The organism is Novosphingobium sp. 63-713, assembly GCF_001898925.1.
Classification (GTDB): Bacteria; Pseudomonadota; Alphaproteobacteria; order Sphingomonadales; family Sphingomonadaceae; genus Novosphingobium.
This window is the reverse complement of sequence record NZ_MKVS01000008.1, coordinates 403,141-427,170: the sequence shown is the minus strand read 5'-3', so window position 1 is coordinate 427,170 and position 24,030 is coordinate 403,141. Positions and strand designations below refer to the sequence as shown.

Here is a 24,030-nt window from a genome sequence, read left to right as displayed (position 1 = left end):
CAGCAAGAGAAACGGGGAGGCGGGCACGGAAGGACACTTCCGGCCCGCCTTCTTTTTGGTCTAGAACAGAGAAACAAGGGAGAAGACGATGGGCGATTCCGATCGGAAAATCCGCAGGATTCTGGTGGTGGGCGGCGGCTCGGCGGGCTGGATGGCGGCCGCGATGCTGGCCAATGCGCTCAGGCAAAATTGCGCGATCACGCTGATCGAAAGCGAGGAGATCGGCACCATCGGCGTCGGCGAGGCGACCATCCCGCCCATCCGCATCTTCAACGAAACGCTGGGCATCGACGAGCGCGAGTTCATGGCCGCCACCAAGGGCAGCTTTAAACTGGGCATCGAATTTGTCGGCTGGGGGCGTGAGGACAGCCGCTATTTCCACCCCTTTGGCCCGCATGGCCGCAATTTCGACATGGTGCCGCTGCATCAATATTGGCTGAAAGCGCGGATGGCGGGGGATGACACGCCGCTCGATGATTATTCGATGGCCTGGCATATCGCGCGCGCCGGGCGCTTTTCCCACCCTTCGCCCGATCAGCGCAGCGTGCTCTCCACCTTTGAATATGCCTATCATTTCGATGCGGGCCTCTACGCCCGCTTCTTGCGCGCCTATGCCGAAAAGCGCGGTGTTACGCGGATCGAGGGCAAGATTGCCGATGTCGGGCTGAACGGCGAAACCGGCTATGTGCGCGATGTGACGATGGCGGATGGGCGCGTCATCGAGGCTGACCTCTTCATCGACTGCTCCGGCTTTCGCGGGCTGCTGATCGAGGGAGCGCTCAAGACCGGCTATGAGGACTGGTCGCACTGGCTGCCCTGTGATCGCGCGGTGGCGATGCCCTGCGCCCATCCCAAGGCCGATCCCAACCCCACGCCTTATACCCGCTCCACCGCGCGCGAGGCGGGCTGGCAATGGCGGATTCCGCTGCAACATCGTATCGGCAACGGCTATGTCTATTGCAGCGACTTTATGGAGGATGACCGCGCCGCCGAGTTGCTGAGCCAGCGCCTCGATGGCGAGGCTTTGGGCGATCCGCGCCATGTTCGTTTCACCGCAGGCCGCCGCCGCCAGCATTGGAACAAGAATGTCATCGCGGTGGGCCTCTCCTCGGGTTTCCTCGAACCGCTGGAATCGACCTCGATCCATCTGATACAGGCCAATATTTCCAAGATCCTCGCGCTGTTCCCCGACAAGGATTTCGATCCCGCCACCCGCGATGAATTCAACCGCATTGCCCATGGCGAGATGGAGCGCATCCGCGATTTCATCATCCTGCATTACAAGCTGACCCAGCGGCAGGACAGCGAGTTGTGGCGCTATGTTTCGGCCATGGATATTCCCGATACGCTGGCGCTGAAGATCGAGCATTTCCGCCGCCATGGCCGCTTGATCGCGCGCGAGCTTGATCTGTTTGCGCCGCCCTCGTGGCTGGCGGTGCATGTGGGGCAGGGGAATATCCCGGAGGGCCTCGACCCGCTGATCGACTATCGCGGCATCGATGCGCGCGACTGGCTGGGCAAATTGCGCGGCGCGATGGCGGCCGAGGCGGCGCGTATGCCGATGCATGGCGCGGTTCTGGCCCAGCATTGCGCGATGTCATGAGTTCGATCGCGATCCAGTGGCGGGATCGCGCCCGCGTGCTGCGCTCGATGCAGCGCATGATCGAGGCCGACGAGGCCATGGCGCAGGCCCATGCGCTGGCGCCCGATGATCGGTTGATCGCCTTTCTTCACGCGCAATCGCGCTATGAACTGGGCTACCCTGCTGCGGATCTGTTTGCGCAGGTCTGCCGCCTGTGGCCCGACAATCCCGACGCCCTGCGCAATCAGGCCATGGCGCTGGCCGGCGAGGGGGATGTTGGCGGGGCGGTCGATCTGCTCTCCGCTGCGCTGGGGCAAGATCCGCAATGGCTGGATGGGCATCGCGTGCTGGCATCGCTGCGCTGGGTGGCGGGTGATGCGCAGGATTTCGATGCTTCCTATGCTGCGGCCGCGCGCGCGCATCCCCGCGCGCAGGGTCTGTGGTTGGGCTGGTTTTCCGCCGTGGCGCAGCACCGTGACTGGCCCCGCGCCTGCGCCATTCTGGACGAGGCCGAGCGCCATCTGGGCCAGACCAAGCCCCTGACCGAGGCGCGCCTGTTCATCGCCAGTGAAAGCGGGAATGGGGCTGAAACCGCGCGCCTGCTGGCCGCCACATCGGCGTGGGACGATCCCTTTATCCAGATCGCCCGCATCCGCGCTGCCCTGCGGGCGGGTGATCCTGCGCGCGCGCTCTCCATCGCCCTGCCTTTGGCGCAGGCCGCTCCCGGATCGCCGCTGGCGGGGCAGGCGTGGCCCTATGTCTCGACCTGCTGGCGCCTGCTGGATGATCCGCGCAGGTGCTGGCTCGATGACGATTTTGTGCGCAGCATGGACGTGGGACTGGGCGAGGGCGACCTGAATGAGCTGGGCGAATGCCTGCGTGCGCTGCATGTCGCGCAATTGCCCTATCCCGAACAATCGGTGCGTGGCGGCACGCAGACCGACCGCTCTGTCCTGCTGCGCCATGAGCCGATCCTGCAACGCGTCCGCGAGGCATTGATGGCGGCGGTGAAGGATTATGTCGCGGCTTTGCCCGCGCCCGATCCCACGCATCCCTTGCTTTCGCGCCCGCGCCATGACCTGCGGATCAGCGGCAGTTGGTCGGTGCGCCTGACGGGCGGGGGATACAACATCCCCCATTCACATCCAATGGGCTGGATCAGCAGCGCCTTCTACGTCAGCCTGCCCGAGGACGACGCGCCCGCGCCCGCCGGTCATTTCCACTATGGCGCGCCGCCGCCCGAACTCGGCCTCGACCTGGCGCCTTATGCCACGATTGCCCCCCGGCGGGGCCATCTGGTGCTGTTCCCTTCCACCCTGTGGCATGGCACGGTGCCGACCACCTCAGGGGAGCGCCTCAATATCGCTTTTGATATTGTGCCTGTTCAAGCCTGAAAGGCAAAGTGATAGCGCTGGCTGCGGCGCTCTCCGGCGGGCAGGATATCCTGCGGCCCCCATTCGCCCCGGCCAAAGCTGTTGGGTGCGTGGCTGACCGGTTCGACGCAGAAGAAATCATGGTCGCCGGGGCAATAGAGGTGAAAGCCCGCGCCGGGGCCGGACAGGGTGACGGTCATTTCCGGCCCGGCAATCACGATCTGCGGATCGGGTGCGACAAAGAAATTGTCCAGCCCCTCCAGCGCCTCGATCCCGACCGGAGCGCCGGAAAACAAGCCCGATTCCTGCGGACAAACGGCAAGACCGGTGGGATCATTGAACCACATCACCTCGGCGCTGGCCGTCACAGTGCTTTCCAGTGAACGCGGGAAATAGGGGTGGAGGCCAAAGCCTGCGGCCATGGCTTCGCTCTCATGCCGGTTCTCGATGGTGAGTTCGACCCACAACCCATTTTCCTCCAGCGTAAAGGCCTGCCACGCGGCATAGGGCCAGGGCCAGTCGCCGGCGGCCTCATCCAGCCGCAACGTGGCATGGTCGGTCCCGGCCTGTTCCACGCGCCACGCCCGCTGCCAGCCATTGCCGTGGATCGCATGGGGGGCGCCCAGAGGATCCACCGCAATCGCATGATCCGCCCCGTTCAGCGCCATCCGCCCATGCGCGATCCGGTTGGCAAAGGGCACCAGCGGAAAACACGCCATATCGAGCAGATTGTCCCCCGCCGCGCGACGCAGCACCGGCACCCCGCCGCAATCGAGCGCCCGGATCGAGCCGCCCAGCGCGGGCGCGATCTGGCAAATGGCATCGCCCTTGGCGAGATGGATCAGCGTGTCATCGGTCATGGGCGGGTTCTAGCCGGATGCCGGGAAAAGAGAAGAGCTGTGCAAACGGATGGAATGGCAAATTATGCTCCGTTGCCGTTGAATGAATTTCATGATGAATGCTATAGGCCAAGCCGTTAATATCGCCCCATGCGATAATGGGCCAAGCACCCCCGCCAAGGCCCTTAACTTGCCGAGATTTCAGGAAAAATCATGATCGAATTGACCATCAACGGCCAAAAACGCCGAGTCGATGCCGAGAGCGACACGCCCTTGCTCTGGGTCCTGCGCGATGATCTGGGGATGACGGGCACCAAATATGGTTGCGGCGTGGCGCAATGCGGCGCCTGCTCGGTGCTGGTCGATGGTTCGGTGATGCGTTCCTGCGTCACGCCGGTCGAGGCCGTGGCGGGCCGCAAGGTGACCACGATCGAGGCGATGGAAAAGGACCCCGTGGGCGCGAAGGTCGTTGAGGCATGGGTCAAGCATCAGGTGCCCCAATGCGGCTATTGCCAGTCGGGACAGGTGATGGCGGCGACCTCTTTGCTCAAGCAGAACGCCAAGCCGAGCGATGCCGATGTCGAGGCCGCGATGGTCAACCTGTGCCGCTGCGGCACCTATAACGCCATCAAGGCGGCGGTGCGCGACGTGGCCGGATTGGAGAAGAAGGCATGAACCTGCCGTTTCAAACGCCGGTGAATGATCCGGTCAATGTCTCGCGGCGCGGCTTTATTGCGGGCGCCGGCGTGGGCGCGCTGGTGCTGGGCTTTGGTGTGCCGATGGGCGCGGCGCGGGCGCAAGGGGCCGCCAAGGTGGTGCCGGGCACGCGGGTCCCGGCCTTTCTGGCGATCCGGCCTGACAACACCATCCTGTTTCAAAGCCCGTTTGCCGAGGGCGGGCAGGGCGTGTGGACCGCGATGGCCCAGATCGTGGGCGAGGAACTGGACGCCGATCCGGCCAGTTTCACTGTCGAAAACGCGCCTCCCGGCCCCGATTATCAGGTCGTCTTTGGCCAGATGCGGATTACCGGCGGGTCTTTCTCGGTGCGCAGTTCCTATGCGACGATGCGCAAGCTGGGCGCGACGGCGCGGGCCATGCTGGTGCAGGCCGCCGCGCAGAAGATGGGCGTTCCGGCGGGCGAGCTGACTACCGAGCCGGGCCGCGTGATCCATAAGGCCAGCGGCAAGGCGATGACCTATGGCGAGTTGGCGCCCGCTGCGCTCGATATGCCCGCACCCGCCAATGTGGCGCTGAAGGATCCCAAGGACTTTCGCTGGATCGGCAAGCGTCAGGCGCGGATCGACGTCCGCGCCAAATCGACCGGCAAGGCGCAATTCTCCATCGACATGAAGGTCGACGGGATGCTGCACGCTGCGGTTCAGCATGCGCCGCGTCTGGGTCAAACGGTGGGCAAGATCCGCAATGAGGCCGAGGTGAAGGCGATGAAGGGCGTGCATTCGGTGCACGTCCTGCCCGGCGCGGTGGCCGTGGTGGCCGAGCGTTTCTGGCACGCGCGCCGCGCGGTGGAGGCGGCGCAGGTCGATTGGGCCGAGGCAAGCGGCGAGACCTATCGCCCGATGCCCGCCGATTTCTCGACCGAGGCTTTCGCGCAATACCTCGCCAATTATCAGGGCAAGGAAGAGGTTGCCGAAACCGCAGGCGACATGGCCGCCAGATTTGCCGGGGCGGCCAGCACGGTGACCGCCACCTATCACAGCCAGTTCGTCAACCATGCCCAGCTTGAGCCGCCCTCGGCGCTGGCGCGGTATAATGTCGATGGCACGCTGGACATGTGGTTCCCCAATCAGGCGCCCGAAATGTTCCTGGCCGAGGTGGTCAAGGCCTCGGGTCTGGCGGCGGACAAGATCAACATCCATTCGCCGCTGCTGGGCGGGTTCTTTGGCCGCCATTTCATCTATCCCCATGGCACGCCCTGGCCGCAGGCTCTGGAACTGGCCAAGCGGGTGGGGCGTCCGGTCAAGCTGATCTGGACGCGTGAGGAGGAATTCCTGCGTGATCCGCTGCGCCCGATGGCGGCGGTGCGGTTTCGCGGCGCGCTGGATGCCAAGGGCATGCCGGTGGCCATCGAGGCGATCAGCGTTACCGAAGGTCCGACCGAGGGCATTGCCGACAAGCGCGCGGCCAAGCTGGACGATGCCGCTCTGGAAGGGCTGACCGGCAAGAAATATGCCTTGCCCGCCAAGCGCATCGCGCAGGTTTTCGTGAAAAGCCCGACCACGCTGGCCTATTGGCGCTCGGTGGGCAATTCGATGAACGATTTCTTCTATGAGACGTTCCTTGACGAACTGGCCGACAAGGGCGGGCAGGACCCCTATGCGCTGCGTCTGAAACTGCTGGAGGGCAATGCGCGGCTGACCAATCTGATCAAGGCGGCGGTCGATCTGTCGGGCGGTTGGAAGGCTGGACCTTTCACCGCGCCCGATGGCAGCAAGCGCGCGCGCGGCATAGCCATGGCCTCGCCCTTTGGCACCGAAACCGCCGCGATTGCCGAGGTCTCCATCGCCGATGGCCAGATCAAGGTCCACGATGTCTGGCAGGCGATTGATCCGGGCAGCATCGTCAACCCCGCGATCATCGAGGCGCAGGTCAATTCCGCCGTGGCGCTGGGCCTGTCCGAAGTGCTGATCGAGGAGGCCGTGTATAAGGACGGCCTGCGCGCGGCGCGCAATTTCGACGGCTATCCTATTCTGACGCCCGACCGTATGCCGCGCGTGCATGTGCGGATCGTGGAAAGCGGCGCGCCGATGGGCGGGATTGGCGAACCGGGCCTGCCCGCGGTGCCGCCTGCGGTGGCCAATGCGGTGTCGCGGCTGGTGGGCAAGCGCCTGCGCAAGATGCCGCTGGCCGGGTTTGCGTGATGGAACGGGGCGGCGGGGTAAAACCCGCCGCTTCCTTTATGCGGCGCCCATTGGATCCATCGTGCCCGCCGCCGCAATGCACCAGATCACGCCCAGCGCGAGCAGCGTTTCGAGCGTAACACTGCGCCGCAGCGCGGCCAGAGCGCGATGCCGCGCGCGCGGATCTATGGCCCGCTCAAGAGCAGGCACCAGATGGAACCGGTTATGCCCGGCCAGCAGGAACATCGCGCCAAACAGGCCCAGCTTGGTCAGCAGCAACCGGCCATAGGGCGTTGCCGCCATCACGCCCCATTGCCCCGGCGGGGCCAGAAACAGCAGATTGTCAAAGCCGCTGAGCACCAGCACGCCCACCAGCACCGTGCCGATCAGCGCAAATCCGCCCAATTGCCGCCCCAGCCGGGCCAGCGCCGTGCGATCATCGGCCCCGCTGCTCCACACCAGCGCGGTAAACAGCAGCAGCGCGCCCAGCCATGTCAGGCCCGCCCACAAATGCGCCATATCGCCGCCCAGCCGGACCAATGAGGCAAAACCCATCGAGGCCGCCGCGTGGCCGCCCCAAGCCAGACAGGCCGTTGCCAGCCCGCCCAGCACCGCGACCGCCAGCAAAGGCGTATTGCGCCGCCGCCACAGGATCACCCCCAGAGCCAGCGTCAGAAACAGCCCGCGCGCGATCGCCGCCCAGCCCAAGGCCGTGTCGGTCAGCATTGTCGAGACCATCTCGGTATCGAGATCAGCAACCGTGCTGGCCGCCATGCGGGCCAGGATGAAGGCAAATTCGCCAGCCCCCAGCGCCAGCCCCAGAACGCAGCCCAGCCCCAGCACCCGCCGTCCCCAAGGCGAAGCGACACGCTGGCCCAGCAGGCGGGCCGTCAGAGCAGCACCAAACACCAGCCCCAGATCCATGAACTGAAGCCAGCGCAGCCAGACCAGCGTTTCGCCCATCACTTGACGGTAAAGTTCAGCTTGCCCGCGACGCGATGCGTGTCGGTCGAAACCACATGCCAGTTGGCCTCATAGGTGCCGGCGGGCAGCGCGCGGGGCAGCTTGGCCACCAGCGTCACCTTGTCGGCGGCAAGGGCGGTTTTAACGCCGGTCATCTTCATCGGTTCGTGATTGGCCATGCCCGGCATGCCCGTCATCACCACATCCATGCCCGACATCGCGGCCATCAGCGGCTCGCTGAACGTGATCGAAACCTGCGTCACCTTGGCGGCGGCGGTCGAACCTTCGGCCGGGTTGGCGGAAACGATCTTGGGATGGGCCAGCGCGGGTGCGGCAAAACCGGCAACCGCAACACAGGCGGCCAGAGTGGAGGCGAGAATATGGCGCATCGGATCGAACTCCCCGGATAGGAACTGGTAAAGGCTTTTGCCCGATCCTGTCATACGATCATCGGGCGCAGGAGTGAAAGGGCATTTCGGCCTTGCGGCGCGCAACACTATGCCGTTTCGCCGCGCCGCTTTGGCATCCATGGTCTGGCATCGTATTCACGCCGCCTCCATTTGACCCGGCCCGCCCACCACCCTATCCCCGCAACAGATCCGGCTAGGGTTTCCCGACCGGGCCACAGGGGAGAAGAACGCAGTCAGGCGGCCATGGCCGCCCGGCACGCATGCCCATGGCCTGCAATGGAGCCTGCACCGCGCAACAAAGGCTCGTTCATGGAAACCACTTTCCCTTCGCTGGTGAATGCCCACCGCCTGTCGGCCTTGCAGATCACGCTGTTTGCGGTCTGTTTTCTGGTGGCTGCGCTCGATGGTTTCGATGTCGCGCTGATGGGCTTTCTGGCGCCTGCGATTCGGCAAGGGCTGCATCAGGCGCCGCCTGAATTGGCCTCGGTGTTCGGCGCGGGACAGTTCGGCTCGGTGGCGGGCGCGCTGATTATCGGGCCGTTGGCCGACCGGTTCGGGCGCAAGCGGATGATGGTGGCCTCGACCCTGTGGTTTGCGGTGATGACGATCATTTCGTCCTATGCGCCTGATCTGGCCTCGCTGTCCTTGTGGCGGTTTCTGACCGGCTTTGGCCTCGGCGGGGCGCTGCCCTGCGCCACCGCGCTCACCTCGGAATATTGCCCGGATGGCAAGAAGGCCAGCCTGACCACCGCGATGTTCTGCGGCTTTACCTTTGGCTCGGCGGTGGGCGGTTTCATCACGGCATGGGCCGAGCCGTTGGTGGGATGGCGGATGGTTATCATGGGGGCGGGGGTGGCGCCCTTGCTGCTGGTGCCGGTGGCGTGGATGCTGGTGCCTGAATCGGTGGATTATCTGCAGCGCAGCGGCGGCAATGCCCGCGCGCTGGACCGCATCGCCCGACGCATCGCGGGGGTTGAGGGCTGGTCGGCCCATGCTATCGCACAGCCGCGCGCGCAAGGATCGATCCTGAGCGACCTGTTTCGCTCGCGCCCGGCCTGGGGCATTGTGCTGCTGTGGGTCACGTCCTTCATCACCCTGTCCATCGTCTATCTGCTGACCAGCTGGATGCCCTTGCTGCTGACCGCGCAGGGCTTTTCGATGAAGCAGGCTTCGCTGGCCACCGCGATGTTTCAGGTGGGCGGGACCATCGGGGCGGTGGTGCTGGGCCTGTTGATGGACCGTTTCCGGCCCAGCCGGGTGCTGGCGGTGGCCTTTGCGCTGGTGGGGGTGTTTGTCGTGCTGATCGGGCGGGTTCCGGCGCAGAACGCTGTGCTGCCCGTGCTGATCTTTATGGCGGGGGCCACGGTTTCGGGCGGACAGGTCGGGCTGATGGCCTATGCCGCCGGGTGGTATCCGGCCCGCGTGCGCGCCACCGGGGTCAGCTGGACCAATGCCTGCGGGCGGATCGGTTCAATTGCGGGCAGTCTGGCGGGCGGGGCCTTGCTGGGGCTGGGGCTGGGCTATTCCTCGATCCTGATGCTGCTGGCGATCCCGGCGCTGTTTGCGGCGCTTGCCATCGGGATGCAGGGGCGCGCGGCCTAACGCGCGCCCCTATCATTCAGGCTTCCTCGCGCCGCATCTGCATCAGGCGGCGGCGCGCCCGGATCGCGGCGGCGTCCGATGGCAGGATGACCGGGCGCAGCGCCCAGAAATCCTGATCGCCCATCGCTTCCTGCTGGGCGCGGATCATCGGCTCATCCTCCTCCAGAAAGACCCGGCGCGCCATTTGCGCGGCTTCCTCGCCATGGTCGCGGGTGAAGAAATAATGCGTCTCGCGCGCGCTCTTGGGGGTCAGGATATGCGGGTTGGCCATGGGCGGCACCACCGGCGCGCGGGTTTCCGAATGCACCACGCCGATCATCAGCGCCAGCGAGGCCGGAGCGTGCCAGCGCATATGCAGCCATTGATCGACCCGTGCGTCCCCCACCATAGGCACGGCCCATTCGGGCGGGCGCGAACCGTTCATGTCCCACTTGTTCCACACCGCGCCGGTGTCGTCGCTCTCAGCCGTCTGTTCGCCAAATTCGAACAGCGCGCCATTCACGCCGAAGGTCTCGGTGTGCAGAAATTCAGCATGGCTGAGGTCGAGCAGATTGTCCGCGATCAGCTCGTAATTCACATCCATTAGCAGATGGTCGCGCGCATCGCGGGCATCGTCGATGAAGGAGAAATCGGGGATCGTGGCGGGATCGGCCCGCTCCGCCTCGCCGGGCCAGAACCACAAGGCCCCGTGGCGCTCGACCAGCGGACGGGTGGCCACGCGCGCCTCGGGCGGGAGCGCCTTGCCAAAGGGGTTGAAGATGCAGGTGCCATCCATGCCATAGGTCAGCCCGTGATAGCCGCAGGCTACCCCATCGCCCACGCGCCGCCCCCGGCTGAGCGGGACGAAGCGGTGGGAGCAGCGGTCGGCCATCATCACCCAGGCGCCATCGCTCGATTGCAGGATCAGCCATGGTTCGTCCAGCAAGGTGCGGGCGAGGAAGCCGTCGGCAGGCACCTCGGCGGCCCATGCGGCCATATACCATGCGTTGCGGACATAAGACTGGGCGGCCATTGCAATTCTCCTCTCCAAACGAGGGAGCGGGCCATGCCTGTTGTCTTTGATCGCTGCATGCCCGCACCCACGCGCGGGACTTTCCCGCATTAAGCTGTGGGGCCTGCAGCATGACGCCATGGGCGCCTTCCCAGACCGGTTTGCACCGGCCACCAGGCTGTGCCCGCAGAACGGGCATGGACGGGATAAATTGGAACGGAGATTTGAGTCAAGAATCATTCGTGGATCGAAAGGCGCTCCAGCAATTTCTCGCCCTGCGGCCCCATCACATCGGCCAGCGTATAGCGCTCCAGCACGGCAAAGAAGGCGTCGAGCGCCAGATCGAGCGGGCCGGGCAACTGGCACGCGCCCGCCAGTTTGCAGGTGCCGCAGCCGACCAGATCGATCTCGCCCTCGGTATGGCGGATCAGGCGGCCGATGTTGATTTCCGCCGCCGGGCGGGCCAGCCGCAGCCCCCCGTTGCGCCCGCGCAGCGCCTGAACATAGCCATGCGCGGCCAGATCGCTGACCACCTTCATCAGGTGATTTTGCGAGATGTCATAGGCCTTTGCCACTTCGCCGATCGAGCACAGGCGATCGGGATGCGTGGCCAGATAGAGCATCACGCGCACAGCATAATCAGAGAAGCGGGTCAGGCGCATAAGGGTTCATCCTAAAGATGCATTTCACTTGCATGATATATTTCACCCCCATATATAGCATCCAAGATGCATGATTTGGAGTCGTTCCATGACCTCCCCCGCAAACCGCCCGGATCCGGTGCCAACGCCCGCGCTTGACGATGTCGCGCTGGCCGGTCTGGTCGATGCCTTTTACGCTCGCGTGCGCGCCGACCCGGAACTGGGCGCGATGTTCAACGGGGCGATCTCGCCCGAGGACTGGCCTGCGCACCTTGGCCGCATGGCGCAATTCTGGTCCTCGGTGATGCTGGGCAGCGGGGCCTATCACGGCAATCCCGTGGCCGCCCATATGCGCCATCGCGCGGAGATGAACCCCGCCATGTTCGCCCGCTGGCTGACCCTGTGGGAGGATACCGCGCGCCAGTGCCTCAGCCCCCAGGACGCGCTGGCCATACAGACCAAGGCCCGCCGCATTGCCGAGAGCCTGCAACTGGCGCTCTTCTTCCGTCTGCCCCGTTCTCAAAACGCTGCCTGAAACCCCCAAAAGGAGCCTGTAATGACCCCCGAACAGACCGCCATCATCAAGGCCACCGTTCCCATTCTTGAAACCGGCGGCGAGGCGCTGACCACCCATTTCTACCGCATCATGCTGTCCGAATATGACGAGGTGCGCCCGCTGTTCAATCAGGCGCATCAGGCCCATGGCACCCAGCCGCGCGCGCTGGCCAATGCGGTGCTGCAATATGCCCGCCATATCGACAATCTGGGGGCGCTGGGCGCGCTTCCGGCTCAGATCATCCAAAAGCATGTCGCGCTGCAGATCCTGCCCGAACATTACCCCATCGTCGGCACCTGCCTGCTGCGCGCGATCCGCGAAGTGCTGGGTGAGGAAATCGCCACGGATGCGGTGATTGACGCATGGGGCGCGGCCTATTGGCAATTGGCCAACATCCTGATCGGGGCTGAGGGCGCCGAATATGACCGCCTTGCGCAGGCTCCGGGCGGGTGGCGCGGGGCGCGGCCCTTCCGCGTGGCGCGCAAGCAGGTGGAGAGCGCCGAGATCGTCTCCTTCTATCTCGAACCCGTCGATGGCGGCCCGGTGGTTGATTATCAACCGGGCCAATATCTGGGCCTGCGGCTGACCATCGACGGGCAGGAATTGCGCCGTAACTATTCGCTCTCGCAAAAATCCGATGGCCGCACCCTGCGCATCAGTGTCAAGCGCGAACCGGGCGGCGTGGCCTCGAACCATCTGCACGATCATGTGGGGCAGGGCGATGTGCTGGACGTGTTCCCCCCGGCGGGCGAATTCGTGCTGGCATCGAGCGAGGTTCCGTTGGCGCTGATCTCGGGCGGCATCGGCGTGACGCCCACGCTGGCCATGGCGCAGGCCGCGCTGGAGGAAGGCAAGCGCGACGTGACTTTCATTCACTATGCCCGCAATGGCGATGTCCATGCCTTTGGCGATGTGATCGACGGCTGGGCGCGCAACTATCCGCGCTTTACCGCGCATATCGTCTATGAACAGGGCGGGCATGAGGATGGCCCCTCGGGCCGCCCTTCGGTCGAGCAATTGCAGGCATGGGTGCCGGTTGAGGCCGATGCCTATTTCCTCGGCCCCAAGCCTTTCATGGGCTTTGTAAACCGTACGCTGGCGCAGATCGGCCTGCCCGAAACCCGCCGCCATTTCGAATTCTTTGGCCCGGCCGAAGCGCTCGATTGATCCCTATAGGCTCCCGCCCGGCAGATAGCGGTTGGGCGGGACGCCAAGGCGGCGTTTGAACATGGTGGTAAAGGCCGCCGCGCTGTCATAGCCCAGATCGAAGGCGATGCCCGTCACGGCCTCACCTTGCGCCAGACGGGGCAGGGCGATCAGCACGCAGGCCTGTTGCCGCCATTCGCCAAAACTGAGGCCCGTTTCCCGACGAAAGGCGCGGGTGAAGGCGCGCCGCCCCATGCCCAGATCCGCACTCCACTGGTCTATGCTGTCACGCGGGGTGGGTTGTTCCAGAAAGGCCTGACACTTGGCCGCCAGCGCGGGCGTCTGGGGAAAGGGCACCGCCAGCGGCACCGTGGGCGCCAGCGCCAGTTCGGCCAGCAACAGCGCCATCAGCTTGCCGTCGCGCCCGTCGCGGTCATATTCGGGCGCAATCTCGCAGGCCGCCTCCAGCAGGCTGCGCAAGAGGGGCGAGACCTGAATGACCTTGGTTTCCCCGCCCAGCGAGCCTTGCACCCCCGGTTCGACCAGAACGCTGCGCGTGCTGACCGCGCCGACCATGCGCACGGCGTGGGGGCATCCCCCCGGCGTCCACACTGCGCGTTCGGGCGGGGCCACCCATGCGCCCTGCGGCGTGGAAAGCACCACCACGCCCCGCGCCGCATAGAGCAATTGCCCGCGCCGATGCTGATGCCAGTCCAGTTCAAAGGCGGGCGGATATTCATTGCCGACGCCGATGATGGGCCGGTCGATATGGTCCACCGCTTCGGGATTATTCCAAGGCATGCCTGTCCCAATCGCGAAAAGGAAAGACCCATACAGGAATGCGGGCCAAGGCGCGAGGCGCTATAGCGCTCGGGCAACACAATTGGATATGAACGATGCACGGGACCAAAAACACGGCCGCCCAAACCACCGCCTACGGCATCATCGCCGCGATCAGCGCCTGCCATCTTATCAACGATATGCTGCAATCGCTGCTGCCCGCGATCTATCCCAATCTGAAGGACGAGCTTGGCCTGTCCTTTGCCCAGATCGGCCTTATCACGCTGGCCTATCAGATTACCGCCTCGATTCTTCAGCCGCTGATCGGCCTTTATGCCGATAAACGCCCCACGCCGCTGGCGCTGCCGGGCGGCACGTTATTCACGCTGGCGGGGCTGCTGGTGCTGTCGGTGGCGCACAGTTACGGGCTGCTGCTGGTGGGCGCGTCTTTGCTGGGCATGGGATCATCGGTGTTTCACCCCGAAAGCTCGCGCGTGGCGCGTATGGCGGCGGGGCAACGGCATGGGCTGGCCCAGTCGATGTTTCAGGTGGGCGGCAATGCCGGTTCCGCGCTGGGGCCGCTGGCCGCCGCGATTGTCGTCGTGCGCTGGGGACAGACCAGTCTGGCGGCCTTTGCCTTGCTGGCGCTGCTGTCCTGCGCAATCCTTTGGAATGTCGGGCAATGGTATCGCCATCACGGTCTGGCCCGCCTTTCGGCCGGTAGTGGTGCGCGCAAATCGGCCGAACCCCTGCCGCGCGGGCGTGTGCTGGGCGGCATTGCGGTGCTGCTGGCGCTGATCTTCTCGAAATATGTCTATCTGGCCAGCCTGACGAGCTATTTCACCTTTTACCTGATCCACCGTTTCGGCGTCTCGGTCGAGGTGGCGCAGCTCCACCTGTTCGTCTTTCTGGGCGCGGTGGCCGTGGGCACGATTGCGGGCGGGCCGCTGGGTGATCGGTTTGGACGCAAATATGTGATCTGGTTCTCGATCCTTGGCGCGCTGCCTTTCACGCTGCTGCTGCCTCATGCCAGCCTGTTCTGGACCGGGCCGCTGACGGTGGCCATCGGCCTGATCCTGGCCTCGGCCTTTCCCGCCATTGTCGTGTTTGCCCAGGATCTGGTGCCTGGCAAGATCGGCATGATCTCGGGTCTGTTCTTCGGCTTTTCCTTTGGCATGGGCGGGCTGGGCGCGGCTGTCCTTGGCGAGGTGGCCGACCGTGCGGGGATCGAGACGGTCTATGCGATCTGTGCTTTCCTGCCCGCAATCGGCCTGTTGGCGGTGTTCCTGCCCAATCCGAAAAGGGGCTGATCAGGCCGCCTGGCATCCGCCATGCCAACGGGCCGCCCTCAGGCCATCATCGGCTCGATGATTGTTTCGGACAAGGCGGCGCCCTTGTGCCGCAGAAACAGGCGGAATTCCGGCTGGGTGATCGCGGCGGGGCGCATGTCCAGCGTCACGCGCCACCGCCGCGCCATCCCCACCACCGGATAAGCGGCCTGCGCCACCACGGCGGCTGGGGGCAGATTGGTCACTGCCTCCACCCCGCTCGACCGGTCCAGCCCGGCCAGATTGTCACCTTCGAAATCAAACACCAGTTTGCGCGTGTCCTGCCGCGCCTCAGAGCCCGGTATGCCGCCCGCGCCGTTCCATTGATCGACCAGATGGGCCCCCGCGCCCGCCGAGGGATCATGCGATATCCAGTGCAGCCGATAGCGCCATTCATGATAGCCGCCCGCCCGCATCGGCGCATCGCTGACCCAAAAGGCGGCGATATTGTCGGTGGTTTCGGAATCGGTGGGAAATTCATAGAGCATCACCGCGCCCGGCCCCCAATCGCCCAAGGGCTCCACCCAGAGATTGGGGCGGCGATCATAAAAGGCGCCATCGTCCTGATAATCGGCGAAACGGCGGTCGCGCTGCATCAGGCCAAAGCCGCGCGGATCGGTGGTGGCAAAGGCGTTGGTGCGCGCATGGCGCGGGTTGCGCAGGGGGCGCCAGAGATGCTCGCCATTGGCCGCGACAATCGCCAGACCGTCTGAATCATGGATTTCGGGCCGCCAGTCCGTCGCGCGCGTGGCGCCATTCTGGTCATACCAGAACATGCTGGAGGCTGGCGCAATGCCCAGCCGCCTTATGTCGCGGCGCATGGCAAAGGCGGCGGTCACATCCTGTATCACCCCGTCCGGCCCGTTGGTGCTGTCGATCCGCATCGCGCCCGACAGGCTGGGACCGTCGATCAGAGCATGGATGCGGACATGGGCATCGCCTGCGGTCTCGATCCAGAACTCGGTGAAGCGTGGAAATTCCTCGCCGCCCTCCAGCGCCGTATCGACCGCGACGCCTCTTGCGGAGATGCCATACTGGTTCTGCGCCCCGGCGCTGCGGAAATAGGAGGCGCCCACAAAGGACAGCCAATCGCCATCGGCGCGGGCGTTGAGCACGCGGAAACCAGCCGGGGCCGCATCGCGCCCTCCGGCAAACAACCCTTGGCCGGAGAGCAGGCGGCGCGCCTGGCCGCCCTGAATGAAGTTGAGCCGGACCGGCACAGGCGCATAGCGGCTGACCGGCAGCAGGCGCACCGTTCCGCCCAGCGCCGTGGCGGGCCCGTAAGTGAGCCTGCCCGCGGCATCATAGTCGATCCCATGCGCGCCGGGCGCGTCACGCTCCGCCTCATAGGGCTTGGCCGCCAGCATCCTTGCGCGCTCGATCAGCGCCTCCCACGAAAAGCTCTGGGGCGGGCCAAAGCGTGGGCTGCCTTGGCCGCCGGCGGCCGCCCCCTGCATCAGCGCAAGGAACGGGAGCCCGAGAATACCGCCGCAAACGCCTCGGCGTGAACAGACGGTGGATGCGTTTTGTAGGATCATGGGGGCAAACTCGCGCTGTTCCGCTGTACGGCGGATTTACGCGAATAGAATGTGACGGGCGCCCAAGATGTTCCGGGGCGAACGGACCGGGTGAGGCGATGAACCGTGCCTTGCAGGGGGAAAGGGGCAGGGTTTTACGATTTCGGCCCGGCCCATCCTTTGGCGATTTCGCGGTTTTCATCCTCGGTTGACAGGGGCTCGCCCGCGATCATGCCATCGACCTGCGCCATGAGCGAGGGCGGAACAGGCGACCCCGCCAGACGATATTCGCTCTGCCGATGGGCCATCTCCTGCTGCACGGTGCTTTGCACGCGCCATTGGCCCGATTGGCGGCAGGCCAGCCCGGCGGTGCCTCCGGCCATCGAGAAGATGCGGCAAATGCCATCCTGCGTGCGAAAGCTCAGGCGGATCGTCACCGGCGAATTGTCGGCCTGCGCGCTCACTTGCCGCGACAAGGCCGAATCCAGCCCGCCCGACGCCATCAATTGCCCCTTCTCGACCCGCAGAATTGTCCCGGAAGGCGAGCCGTTCCACCCGCCGATCATTACCCCCAGCGCGAGCGAGGCCGCCATGGCCGCCACCGGCCAGAAACGATAAGGCGCCTGAAACTTTCGCGCAGGCGGCAAGGGCTGGGCGGCATCCGTCGGCGCCTCCAGCAACCGGTGAATGCGCGCCAGATCATCCTCGCCCGGCGCCGGACCCCACGCCTCGATCAGGCCGGCGCGCAGGGCCGTGTGTTCGGCCACCAGCGCCTGCAATTCGGGGCGTGCCTCCAGCATGGCCTCGAAGGCCCGATTTTCCTCTTCTCCCATTTCCCGGTCGACATAGCGCACAACCAGTTCGTTCACATCGCCCAGCATCATGATGCCTCCTGCGCCTTGAGGGTCTGGAGCAGGCCCGAGCGCGCACGCGCCAGACGGCTGGTAAAAGCGCTCACCGAAATGTCGAGAAACTCGGCCGCCTCGCAATAGGACAGATCGCCCATCACCACGAGCTGGATCGGAAGCCGATGATCCTCGGGCATGGTTTCCAGCACCTGACGCACCCGCGCCAGTTCGACGCGGCGCTCGCTGGCGGTCACGGCGTCTCCTTCATCGGAAGGGTCATTGTCATCGGGCAGGGGCGTCACGATCCTTTGCCAACGCCGCCGTTTGCGCATTTCATCGATCCAGAGGTTTTTCATGATCCGCAACATCCAATAACCCAGCCGGTCGGAACCAGGGGCCCCGGCCTCGTGGCTCAATGCTTTTTCCACCGCCGCCTGAAGCAGATCGAGCGAGTCGGCCTCATGCTGGGTCAAGGCCCAGGCCACCCGTCGCAATTTCGGCAATAGAGCGGCAATTCCTCGGCGTAACTCGTCCAATTTTCATCCCCTTGTGAAAGAGACGCTTGGGGTCGGACGTTTCTTTCCGGTAGACGCGCGCCAGGCGCAAAAATTTTCGCGATGCGCAGGAAGATGGAAAATGGACCCTATCCGATGATGGCTAGTATTGTCGACAAGGCGGCTTGCGGCAGGCGCGGCGCGGTGCGGCTGTTGGCGGCCGCGCTGGTCTGCTCTGTCGCCCTGACTCCGGCGGCGATGGCGCAAGGGCATGGCGGCATGGGTATGGGTATGGGTATGGGGATGCATCCCTTTCCCAACCTGCCCGATGTGGCGCATGGGCCTCCGGCGGATCTGGGCCTGCTGCGCGGGGGCGAGGCGGCGGCGCAGGCTATCGCCAATGAGGCGCGCAGCCAGCGCCTGTCCAGCGGCCGGGTTGAAGAGGCTCGCAAAATCGCCAAGGCACGCCCGGATGTGTTTGAAACCGACCGCAACGGCGCGCTGGCCGTTCGGGCCGAGATCCTGGCCTACAACATCCCCGCCTCGCGCCTTGAGGCGATCCGCAAGGCCGGTTTCACCATCCTGCGCGAGAACCGGCTGGACGGGCTGGATCTGGCCATGCTGGTCCTGACCAAGCCGGATGAGAACACACCGCGCGCCATCAGGCGATTGCGCCAGATCGCGCCGGAGGGAACATTCGACCAAAACCATGTCTTCTTCCCATCGGGCCGCCGCCCCGGACCGGCCCTGTCGCCCCAGCCTTTTCAATCCGCCGGAGAGCAGGCGGCCGGTATGATCGACACCGGTGTGGCGCGCAGCGTGACCGGCCTGCGGCAGGTGGAGGTTCTGGAAAAACCCTTCGCCGGACCATCGCCCACACCGGCCGATCATGGCACCTCGGTCGCCGCCCTCATGCTTCAGGCATCGCGTGATGCGCAGGGGCGGATGCCGCTCAAAAAGCTCTATGTGGCCGATGTCTATGGCACATCGCCCACTGGCGGTTCGGCCGAATTGCTGGTGCGCGGTTTGAACTGGATGGCGCGCGAACAGGTGCCGGTGGTCAATGTCAGCATGGTCGGGCCGCCCAATGCGATGGTGGAGGCCGCCATTCGCGTCATGGTGGGGCGCGGCTATCTGATCGTGGCCCCGGTGGGCAATGACGGACCGCAGGCCCGCCCGCTCTTTCCGGCTTCCTATCCGGGCGTCGTGGCCGTTTCGGCGGTCGATATGCAGGACCGGCTGCTGCCCGAGGCCAGCCATGTGCCGCGCGTCGATTTCGTGGCCAAAGGGATCGCTTCGGCGCCCGATGCCGCCGGGCGGATCGATATGGTGCGCGGCACATCCTTTGCCGCGCCCATCATCAGCGGGCGACTGTCGGCCGCTCTGCCCCGCCCGGATCCGGCGCTGGCCCATCGCGCCTTGGCCGCTTTGGCCGCCTCTGCCCGTCATCCCCATGGCCGCGCGGCCGGTTACGGCAAGGGGATCATCGACACGCCCTGAGCCGCCTCGTTTTGAAAAAAATTTTCCGCCCGCTGAAAGAAGCCACACCCTCCGCGCGTCTTCCCCTTCGACACGGTTAAACCATCACAGTCGAAATAGGTGGGACATGAGGACATTGAAACTGGCGGCCGCACTGGGCTGCATCGGCATGGCGGCATCGGTGCATACAGGGGCCCATGCCGGGGCCGCCGATCCGCAAACGGGTGTGAAATCATCGGCGGCCTTGCCTGCGCAGGACAGCGAGGCCTTGCCTGCGCCGCATTTTGAACTGGCCACCGGGGTTGACTATTCGGCGGGCCATTACGGCGCGGCCGCCGACACGACGGTTTGGAGCATTCCGATAGACGCCAAGGCGCAACTGGGCCGCCTGCGGCTTCAGGCCAGCCTGCCCTATGAATTCATCAACGGGCCGGGCCAGATGGTGGGCGGCGTGATCGTCTCCTCGCCCTCCGCCACGGCCACCACCGGCCGCTCTGGGCTGGGCGATCTGGCGCTGACGGGGGCCTATATGGTGGTGCGGGAAAGAGGGATCTTGCCCTCGCTCGAGCTGGGCGGGAGCGTCAAACTGCCCACCGCGCCCACCTATATCGGCACCGGCAAGACCGATTACACCCTGACCGCGAACCTTTACAAAACGCTGGTTCCGGGGGTGATGCTGTTTGGTTCGGTGGGCTATTCCTGGCTGGGCAGCCCGGCCCTCTATCAGCTTCAGAATGGGATCATGGCCTCGGCGGGGTTGAATTTCCGCCCCTCGGCCAGAGCGAATTACGGGCTCAGCCTTGCCTATCGCGATCCGGTCGTCGCGGGCCTGCCGGGACAGGCCATCGCTTCACCTTACATGACCTATCGGATCGGGCGCGGGCTGGGGATCACCGCCTATGCCATGGGCGGGCTCAACCGGGCCAGTCCGCGCGTGGGCGCGGGGCTGCGGTTGAGCCTGATGCGCTGACAGGGGGAAGCAAGGGGGCAGTCACGAAACCATCGTTCAAGGAGTTCGACATGCGATACAATCCTGTTGCCATGAGCACCGCCATGCTGGCCCTGTTGGCCGCGCCATCGGCCTTTGCCGCGCCGCCCGCCAATGTGCCGCACGGCCCGCCCGCCTTTGTCACCATGGGGCCGCCCAGCGTGGCCACGGCCCATATTCCGCAAGGCGTTCCGGCGGCGGCCGGTTTGCCTGCGGCGGCGTCTGCGGGTGTTCATGCCGGTGTCGCCGCCAATGCCAATGGTGCCGCCTCGATGGACAGGGCCGCCGCCATGCTGGGCAAGCTGAATGCGGCCCATGCATCGGATACGGCGCTGGCGCATGCCTCGTCCAAATCGGTCGTGGGGGCGCTGGCGCTCTATAAATCCTCGACCATCAGCGCGCGCGCTTCCATCACCAGCTATTCCAGCGCGATTGCGGCGGACAAGGCCAATATCTCGGCGGATCAGCTCGCGCTGACCAATGCTCAGGCAGCGTTGAGCGCTGTGCAAAGCGCCTCGCCGCAAAATGCCGCCGCCATCGCCACCGCGCAGGCCAATCTGACCGCCGCCCAGAACCAACTGGCCGCCGATCAGACAAGGCTGGCCTCCGATCAGGCGGGCCTTGCCGCCGCGCGGCAATCATTGCTGGCGGCTCAAACGCAACTGGCGACCTCGACCCATACCACATTGAATGCGTCGGTGATCGGTCGGTTGAACAAGCTGCTGGGCCTGTAAGGCATCGGCCCTTTTGATCCTGCCCCGGCCGGGTTTGCCCTGGCCGGGGCAGGCCGTTTCACGGTTCCTTGGGAAACCGGGCGGCCAGATGGTCGATCAGCGCCCGCACCGCCGGGGGCAGCCCCCGCCGCGTGGTGAACACCAGATGGACGATGCCGCGATGCGCGCGCCATGGCGGCAACAGGCGCACCAGCCGACCATCGCCCAATGCTTCGGCGCAGACGTGATCGGGCAGCAGCGCCACCCCCAGATCCGCAATGGCGGCGGCGCGCACGGCGGCAAAATCGCTGCATGTCATGCGCGGTTCGTGGCGCAGATGGTGGGTGGCGCCATCGCCGCGCTCCAGATGCCAGTCCACCTCGCCGATCTCGTCGCCGGTGCCCAGCGTCGGTTGCCCGGCCAGCGCGGCAATATCGCCGCCGATGCGACCGGCCATTTGCGGGCTGCCCACCAGAATGCGCGAGGAATGGCCCAGCGAGCGCATCGTCAGGGCCGCATCGCTGGTCAGCGCCACACGCACGCGCAGCGCCAGATCGATGCGCTCCTCGATCAGATCGACCGCGCGGTCGGTCGCCAGCAACTGCAGCCGCACCTTGGGATAGCGCGCCAGAAAGGTGGTGATCAGCGGATGGACCACCTCGACCAGGCCGGTGGGGCAACTGAAGCGCACCCGGCCATGCGGCTCGGCCTGCGCCTCGGCCACGGCCGCTTCGGCCCGCTCGGCCTCCTCCAGCATGGCGCGGCAGCGTTCATAGAAACTCTGCCCCACCTCGGTCACGCGAAAGCGGCGGCTGGACCGTTCGATCAGCCGCACGCCCAGCCGCGTTTCCAGCCCGGCGATGCGGCGGCTCAGTTTCGACTTGGGCTCGCGCAGGGCGCGCCCGGCCGGGGCAAAGCCGCCATGGGCCACCACGGCGGCAAAATAGGCATAGTCATTGAGGTCGGCGCGCATCATCGTTCCTTTGATGGAACGACAAGTATCATTTTTGCCGACTACAGCCAAGATCGTTCCGGGTGCATCTCCTCTTTCACCGGTACGAAGGGTGCCGCACCAAGCAACAGGAGAATGAACCATGGCACAGGATTTCAACAACAAGGTGGTGGTGGTCACCGGCGGCACCTCGGGCATCGGTCTGGCCACGGCCAAGGCGTTTGCCGATGCGGGGGCCTCGGTCTTCATCACCGGCCGCCGTCAGGAAGCGCTGGACGCGGCGGTCAAGGCGATCGGTGGCCGGGTGACGGGCGTGCGCGGCGACATGGCCGACCTGAACGACATCGACCGCCTGTATGATGCCGTCCAGCAGCAGCATGGCCAGATCGACGCCCTGTTCGCCAATGCGGGCGGCGGCGAATTTGCCCCGCTGGGCGCGATCAGCGAGGAGCATTACGCCAGCACGTTCGACACCAACGTCAAAGGCGTGCTCTTCACCGTGCAAAAGGCGCTGCCGCTGCTGCGCGATGGGGCCTCGGTGGTGCTGACCGCCTCGACCGTCAGCATTTCGGGCAATCCGGCTTTCAGCGTCTATGCAGCCAGCAAGGCGGCGGTGCGCAGCTTTGCCCGCAACTGGATCCTTGATCTGAAAGACCGCCGCATCCGCGTCAACGCCATCAGCCCCGGCGTGACCGACACGCCCGGCGTCACCCATCTGTTTGGCGAGAATGCTGAGGGAACCAAGGACTATCTGGCCAGTTTGGTTCCGGCCGGGCGCGTTGCCCAACCCGAGGAGATCGCCAAAGCCGTCTTGTTCCTTGCCTCGGACGATGCAAGCTATATCAATGGCATCGAACTCTTCGTCGATGGCGGACAGGTACAGATCTGAACCCGTGACCAAAGGCCCGCATCCCGATGAACGGGCAAGGGGATGCGGGCAGCCCGATTTCGCCCCCCAACAAGGAGCATTCCATGACGATCACCCCCCGTTACACGACCAGCGCCACAGCCACCGGCGGCCGCGACGGCAAGGCCGCAACCGATGACGGCAGCTTTTCCGTGACGCTGGCCGTGCCCAAGGAAATGGGCGGCAATGGACAGGGCAACAATCCCGAACAGCTTTTCGCTTCGGGCTATGCGGCCTGTTTTCTGGGCGCGATGAAATTTGCCGCCTCGCAGGACAAGGCCCTGCCGCGCGTTCCCGCCGATGCCAGCGTCCGGGCCACGGTGGGGATCGGCCCGCGCGATGACAAAGGCTTTGGCCTGACGGTCGAACTGGCGGTGTCCTTGCCCGGGGTCGATCGCGCGGCGGGTGAGGCGCTGATTGCCGAGGCGGACACGATCTGTCCCTACAGCCATGCCACGCGCGGCAATATCAGCGTCAGTCTGAAACTGGCCTGACACGTTTCGAGCATTTTTCAGGGGCGCGAAGGGTATCCTTTGCGCCCCTGATGCGTTGTGGTTCCTGAAAACCGGCGATGCTTTTGCGCAATCAGTTAAATGTTGAACGTCCAGCCTGAACCAAAGCCGCCATGGTTGCGATCAGATGGTCAGCCGCGCGCGCTCTCTCCCTTTGCCCGGCCAAGGCGGTAAAGGCGGAAAACTGGCTGCCGACGAAAAGGTGGGGGCCGGAATAGGCCATGCTCCATCCCGGAAATACCCTAACTTCCTGCACGCTTTCCCTAACAATATCGAGGCGCTCATGCCGCGGATCGCGGCGGATTCTCTTGAACAGAGCGTCAATTTCATCGCCCGGCCCTTCAAGAAATTGGGCAAAATACAGCTCTGTGAACATTAACGCGCCGGTTATATTGACCTTTGCATTGAAGTGTCGGGATAGTTTAACGATTTCTTCAACTCGCCACCCTTGCTCGGGAAGCGATAAGGTGCTCTTGCTTACATAAAGAAGAGATCTCAGCATGGAGCTTTTATAGCTGTGGATCGTTTTTGGGGGTAGTCCGACATTCGGT

The 24,030-nt window shown here is 65.0% G+C and carries 24 protein-coding genes; 13 read left to right on the top strand and 11 right to left on the bottom strand.

From position 1 onward, the window contains the following. Positions 1-88: 88 nt before the first annotated feature. Entirely contained in the window at positions 89-1,603 is a 1,515-nt protein-coding gene (locus tag BGP00_RS07135; RefSeq protein WP_292689766.1) for a tryptophan halogenase family protein, read from the top strand. Beyond that, positions 1,600-2,976: a putative 2OG-Fe(II) oxygenase gene (locus BGP00_RS07130; protein ID WP_292689767.1), complete on the top strand. Its 1,377-nt coding sequence runs from the start codon at positions 1,600-1,602 to the stop codon at positions 2,974-2,976. The genes BGP00_RS07135 and BGP00_RS07130 overlap by 4 nt, the downstream gene beginning before the upstream one ends. Here BGP00_RS07130 and BGP00_RS07125 read toward each other — a convergent pair. Next, positions 2,967-3,815, bottom strand: a complete 849-nt coding sequence (locus tag BGP00_RS07125; protein ID WP_168604866.1) for an aldose 1-epimerase — start codon at positions 3,813-3,815, stop codon at positions 2,967-2,969. The genes BGP00_RS07130 and BGP00_RS07125 overlap by 10 nt on opposite strands. A gap of 192 nt (positions 3,816-4,007) precedes the next feature. Here BGP00_RS07125 and BGP00_RS07120 point away from each other — a divergent pair, with 192 nt between their 5' ends. Beyond that, complete coding sequence (locus tag BGP00_RS07120) at positions 4,008-4,469, top strand: (2Fe-2S)-binding protein (RefSeq protein ID WP_273616646.1); 462 nt, start codon at positions 4,008-4,010, stop codon at positions 4,467-4,469. After that, a complete protein-coding gene (locus BGP00_RS07115) occupies positions 4,466-6,673 on the top strand; it encodes a xanthine dehydrogenase family protein molybdopterin-binding subunit (protein WP_292689772.1) in 2,208 nt (735 codons plus the stop codon). The genes BGP00_RS07120 and BGP00_RS07115 overlap by 4 nt, the downstream gene beginning before the upstream one ends. A gap of 36 nt (positions 6,674-6,709) precedes the next feature. Here the strand turns inward: BGP00_RS07115 and copD are convergent, their stop codons facing one another. Together copD and copC are read right to left on the bottom strand one after the other, a co-directional pair. Then, on the bottom strand, positions 6,710-7,615 hold the full coding sequence (gene copD / locus BGP00_RS07110) for a copper homeostasis membrane protein CopD (protein WP_292689775.1): 906 nt from the start codon (positions 7,613-7,615) through the stop codon (positions 6,710-6,712). Further along, complete coding sequence (gene copC, locus BGP00_RS07105; RefSeq protein WP_168604862.1) at positions 7,615-8,004, bottom strand: copper homeostasis periplasmic binding protein CopC; 390 nt, start codon at positions 8,002-8,004, stop codon at positions 7,615-7,617. The genes copD and copC overlap by 1 nt, the downstream gene beginning before the upstream one ends. Before the next feature lie 330 nt (positions 8,005-8,334). Here copC and BGP00_RS07100 point away from each other — a divergent pair, with 330 nt between their 5' ends. Continuing rightward, complete coding sequence (locus BGP00_RS07100; protein WP_292689777.1) at positions 8,335-9,627, top strand: MFS transporter; 1,293 nt, start codon at positions 8,335-8,337, stop codon at positions 9,625-9,627. A 16-nt stretch (positions 9,628-9,643) separates the two neighbouring features. On the opposite strand, the gene BGP00_RS07095 is transcribed toward BGP00_RS07100, so the two are convergent. Next, complete coding sequence (locus tag BGP00_RS07095) at positions 9,644-10,639, bottom strand: aromatic ring-hydroxylating dioxygenase subunit alpha (protein ID WP_292689778.1); 996 nt, start codon at positions 10,637-10,639, stop codon at positions 9,644-9,646. Between the two features lie 215 nt (positions 10,640-10,854). Further along, positions 10,855-11,280, bottom strand: coding sequence for an Rrf2 family transcriptional regulator (locus BGP00_RS07090; protein WP_168604859.1), 426 nt, complete (start codon positions 11,278-11,280; stop codon positions 10,855-10,857). 88 nt (positions 11,281-11,368) lie between these two features. On the opposite strand from BGP00_RS07090, the gene BGP00_RS07085 reads away from it, so the two are divergent. After that, on the top strand, positions 11,369-11,794 hold the full coding sequence (locus BGP00_RS07085; protein WP_292689779.1) for a group III truncated hemoglobin: 426 nt from the start codon (positions 11,369-11,371) through the stop codon (positions 11,792-11,794). A gap of 21 nt (positions 11,795-11,815) precedes the next feature. Further along, positions 11,816-12,982 carry an NO-inducible flavohemoprotein gene (gene hmpA, locus BGP00_RS07080; RefSeq protein WP_292689781.1) on the top strand — a complete coding sequence of 389 codons (1,167 nt, stop codon included), beginning with the start codon at positions 11,816-11,818 and terminating at the stop codon, positions 12,980-12,982. Positions 12,983-12,985: 3 nt separating this feature from the next. Here hmpA and BGP00_RS07075 read toward each other — a convergent pair whose 3' ends face one another. Then, positions 12,986-13,762, bottom strand: a complete 777-nt coding sequence (locus BGP00_RS07075) for a helix-turn-helix transcriptional regulator (protein ID WP_292689782.1) — start codon at positions 13,760-13,762, stop codon at positions 12,986-12,988. 95 nt (positions 13,763-13,857) lie between these two features. Here BGP00_RS07075 and BGP00_RS07070 point away from each other — a divergent pair, with 95 nt between their 5' ends. Further along, positions 13,858-15,051, top strand: a complete 1,194-nt coding sequence (locus BGP00_RS07070; RefSeq protein WP_292689783.1) for an MFS transporter — start codon at positions 13,858-13,860, stop codon at positions 15,049-15,051. 38 nt (positions 15,052-15,089) lie between these two features. Here the strand turns inward: BGP00_RS07070 and BGP00_RS07065 are convergent, their stop codons facing one another. The 3 genes from BGP00_RS07065 to BGP00_RS07055 all read right to left on the bottom strand — a co-directional run bounded on the left by BGP00_RS07065 (position 15,090) and on the right by BGP00_RS07055 (position 17,970). After that, positions 15,090-16,526, bottom strand: coding sequence for a glucan biosynthesis protein D (locus BGP00_RS07065; protein WP_292689785.1), 1,437 nt, complete (start codon positions 16,524-16,526; stop codon positions 15,090-15,092). A 215-nt stretch (positions 16,527-16,741) separates the two neighbouring features. After that, complete coding sequence (locus BGP00_RS07060) at positions 16,742-17,470, bottom strand: hypothetical protein (protein WP_292689787.1); 729 nt, start codon at positions 17,468-17,470, stop codon at positions 16,742-16,744. Continuing rightward, complete coding sequence (locus tag BGP00_RS07055) at positions 17,467-17,970, bottom strand: RNA polymerase sigma factor (protein WP_292689789.1); 504 nt, start codon at positions 17,968-17,970, stop codon at positions 17,467-17,469. Before BGP00_RS07055 ends, BGP00_RS07060 begins: the two co-directional genes overlap by 4 nt. A gap of 114 nt (positions 17,971-18,084) precedes the next feature. Between BGP00_RS07055 and BGP00_RS07050 the strand changes: the two genes are divergently transcribed. The 3 genes from BGP00_RS07050 (at position 18,085) to BGP00_RS07040 (ending at position 21,129) form a co-directional block, all read left to right on the top strand. Next, the gene (locus tag BGP00_RS07050) at positions 18,085-19,428 is read left to right on the top strand and encodes a S8 family serine peptidase (RefSeq protein WP_292689791.1); all 1,344 of its coding nucleotides are present in this window, start codon (positions 18,085-18,087) and stop codon (positions 19,426-19,428) included. Between the two features lie 106 nt (positions 19,429-19,534). Next, a complete protein-coding gene (locus BGP00_RS07045) occupies positions 19,535-20,377 on the top strand; it encodes a transporter (RefSeq protein ID WP_292689793.1) in 843 nt (280 codons plus the stop codon). Between the two features lie 50 nt (positions 20,378-20,427). Beyond that, entirely contained in the window at positions 20,428-21,129 is a 702-nt protein-coding gene (locus BGP00_RS07040) for a hypothetical protein (RefSeq protein WP_292689795.1), read from the top strand. A gap of 58 nt (positions 21,130-21,187) precedes the next feature. Here BGP00_RS07040 and BGP00_RS07035 read toward each other — a convergent pair whose 3' ends face one another. Continuing rightward, positions 21,188-22,084, bottom strand: a complete 897-nt coding sequence (locus BGP00_RS07035) for a LysR substrate-binding domain-containing protein (RefSeq protein WP_292689797.1) — start codon at positions 22,082-22,084, stop codon at positions 21,188-21,190. Positions 22,085-22,202: 118 nt separating this feature from the next. On the opposite strand from BGP00_RS07035, the gene BGP00_RS07030 reads away from it, so the two are divergent. Together BGP00_RS07030 and BGP00_RS07025 are read left to right on the top strand one after the other, a co-directional pair. Then, a complete protein-coding gene (locus BGP00_RS07030) occupies positions 22,203-22,949 on the top strand; it encodes a glucose 1-dehydrogenase (protein WP_168604848.1) in 747 nt (248 codons plus the stop codon). 83 nt (positions 22,950-23,032) lie between these two features. Continuing rightward, positions 23,033-23,461: an organic hydroperoxide resistance protein gene (locus BGP00_RS07025; protein WP_168604847.1), complete on the top strand. Its 429-nt coding sequence runs from the start codon at positions 23,033-23,035 to the stop codon at positions 23,459-23,461. Positions 23,462-23,552: 91 nt separating this feature from the next. Here the strand turns inward: BGP00_RS07025 and BGP00_RS07020 are convergent, their stop codons facing one another. Further along, positions 23,553-23,981 carry a BLUF domain-containing protein gene (locus BGP00_RS07020; protein ID WP_292689798.1) on the bottom strand — a complete coding sequence of 143 codons (429 nt, stop codon included), beginning with the start codon at positions 23,979-23,981 and terminating at the stop codon, positions 23,553-23,555. Positions 23,982-24,030: the final 49 nt, after the last annotated feature.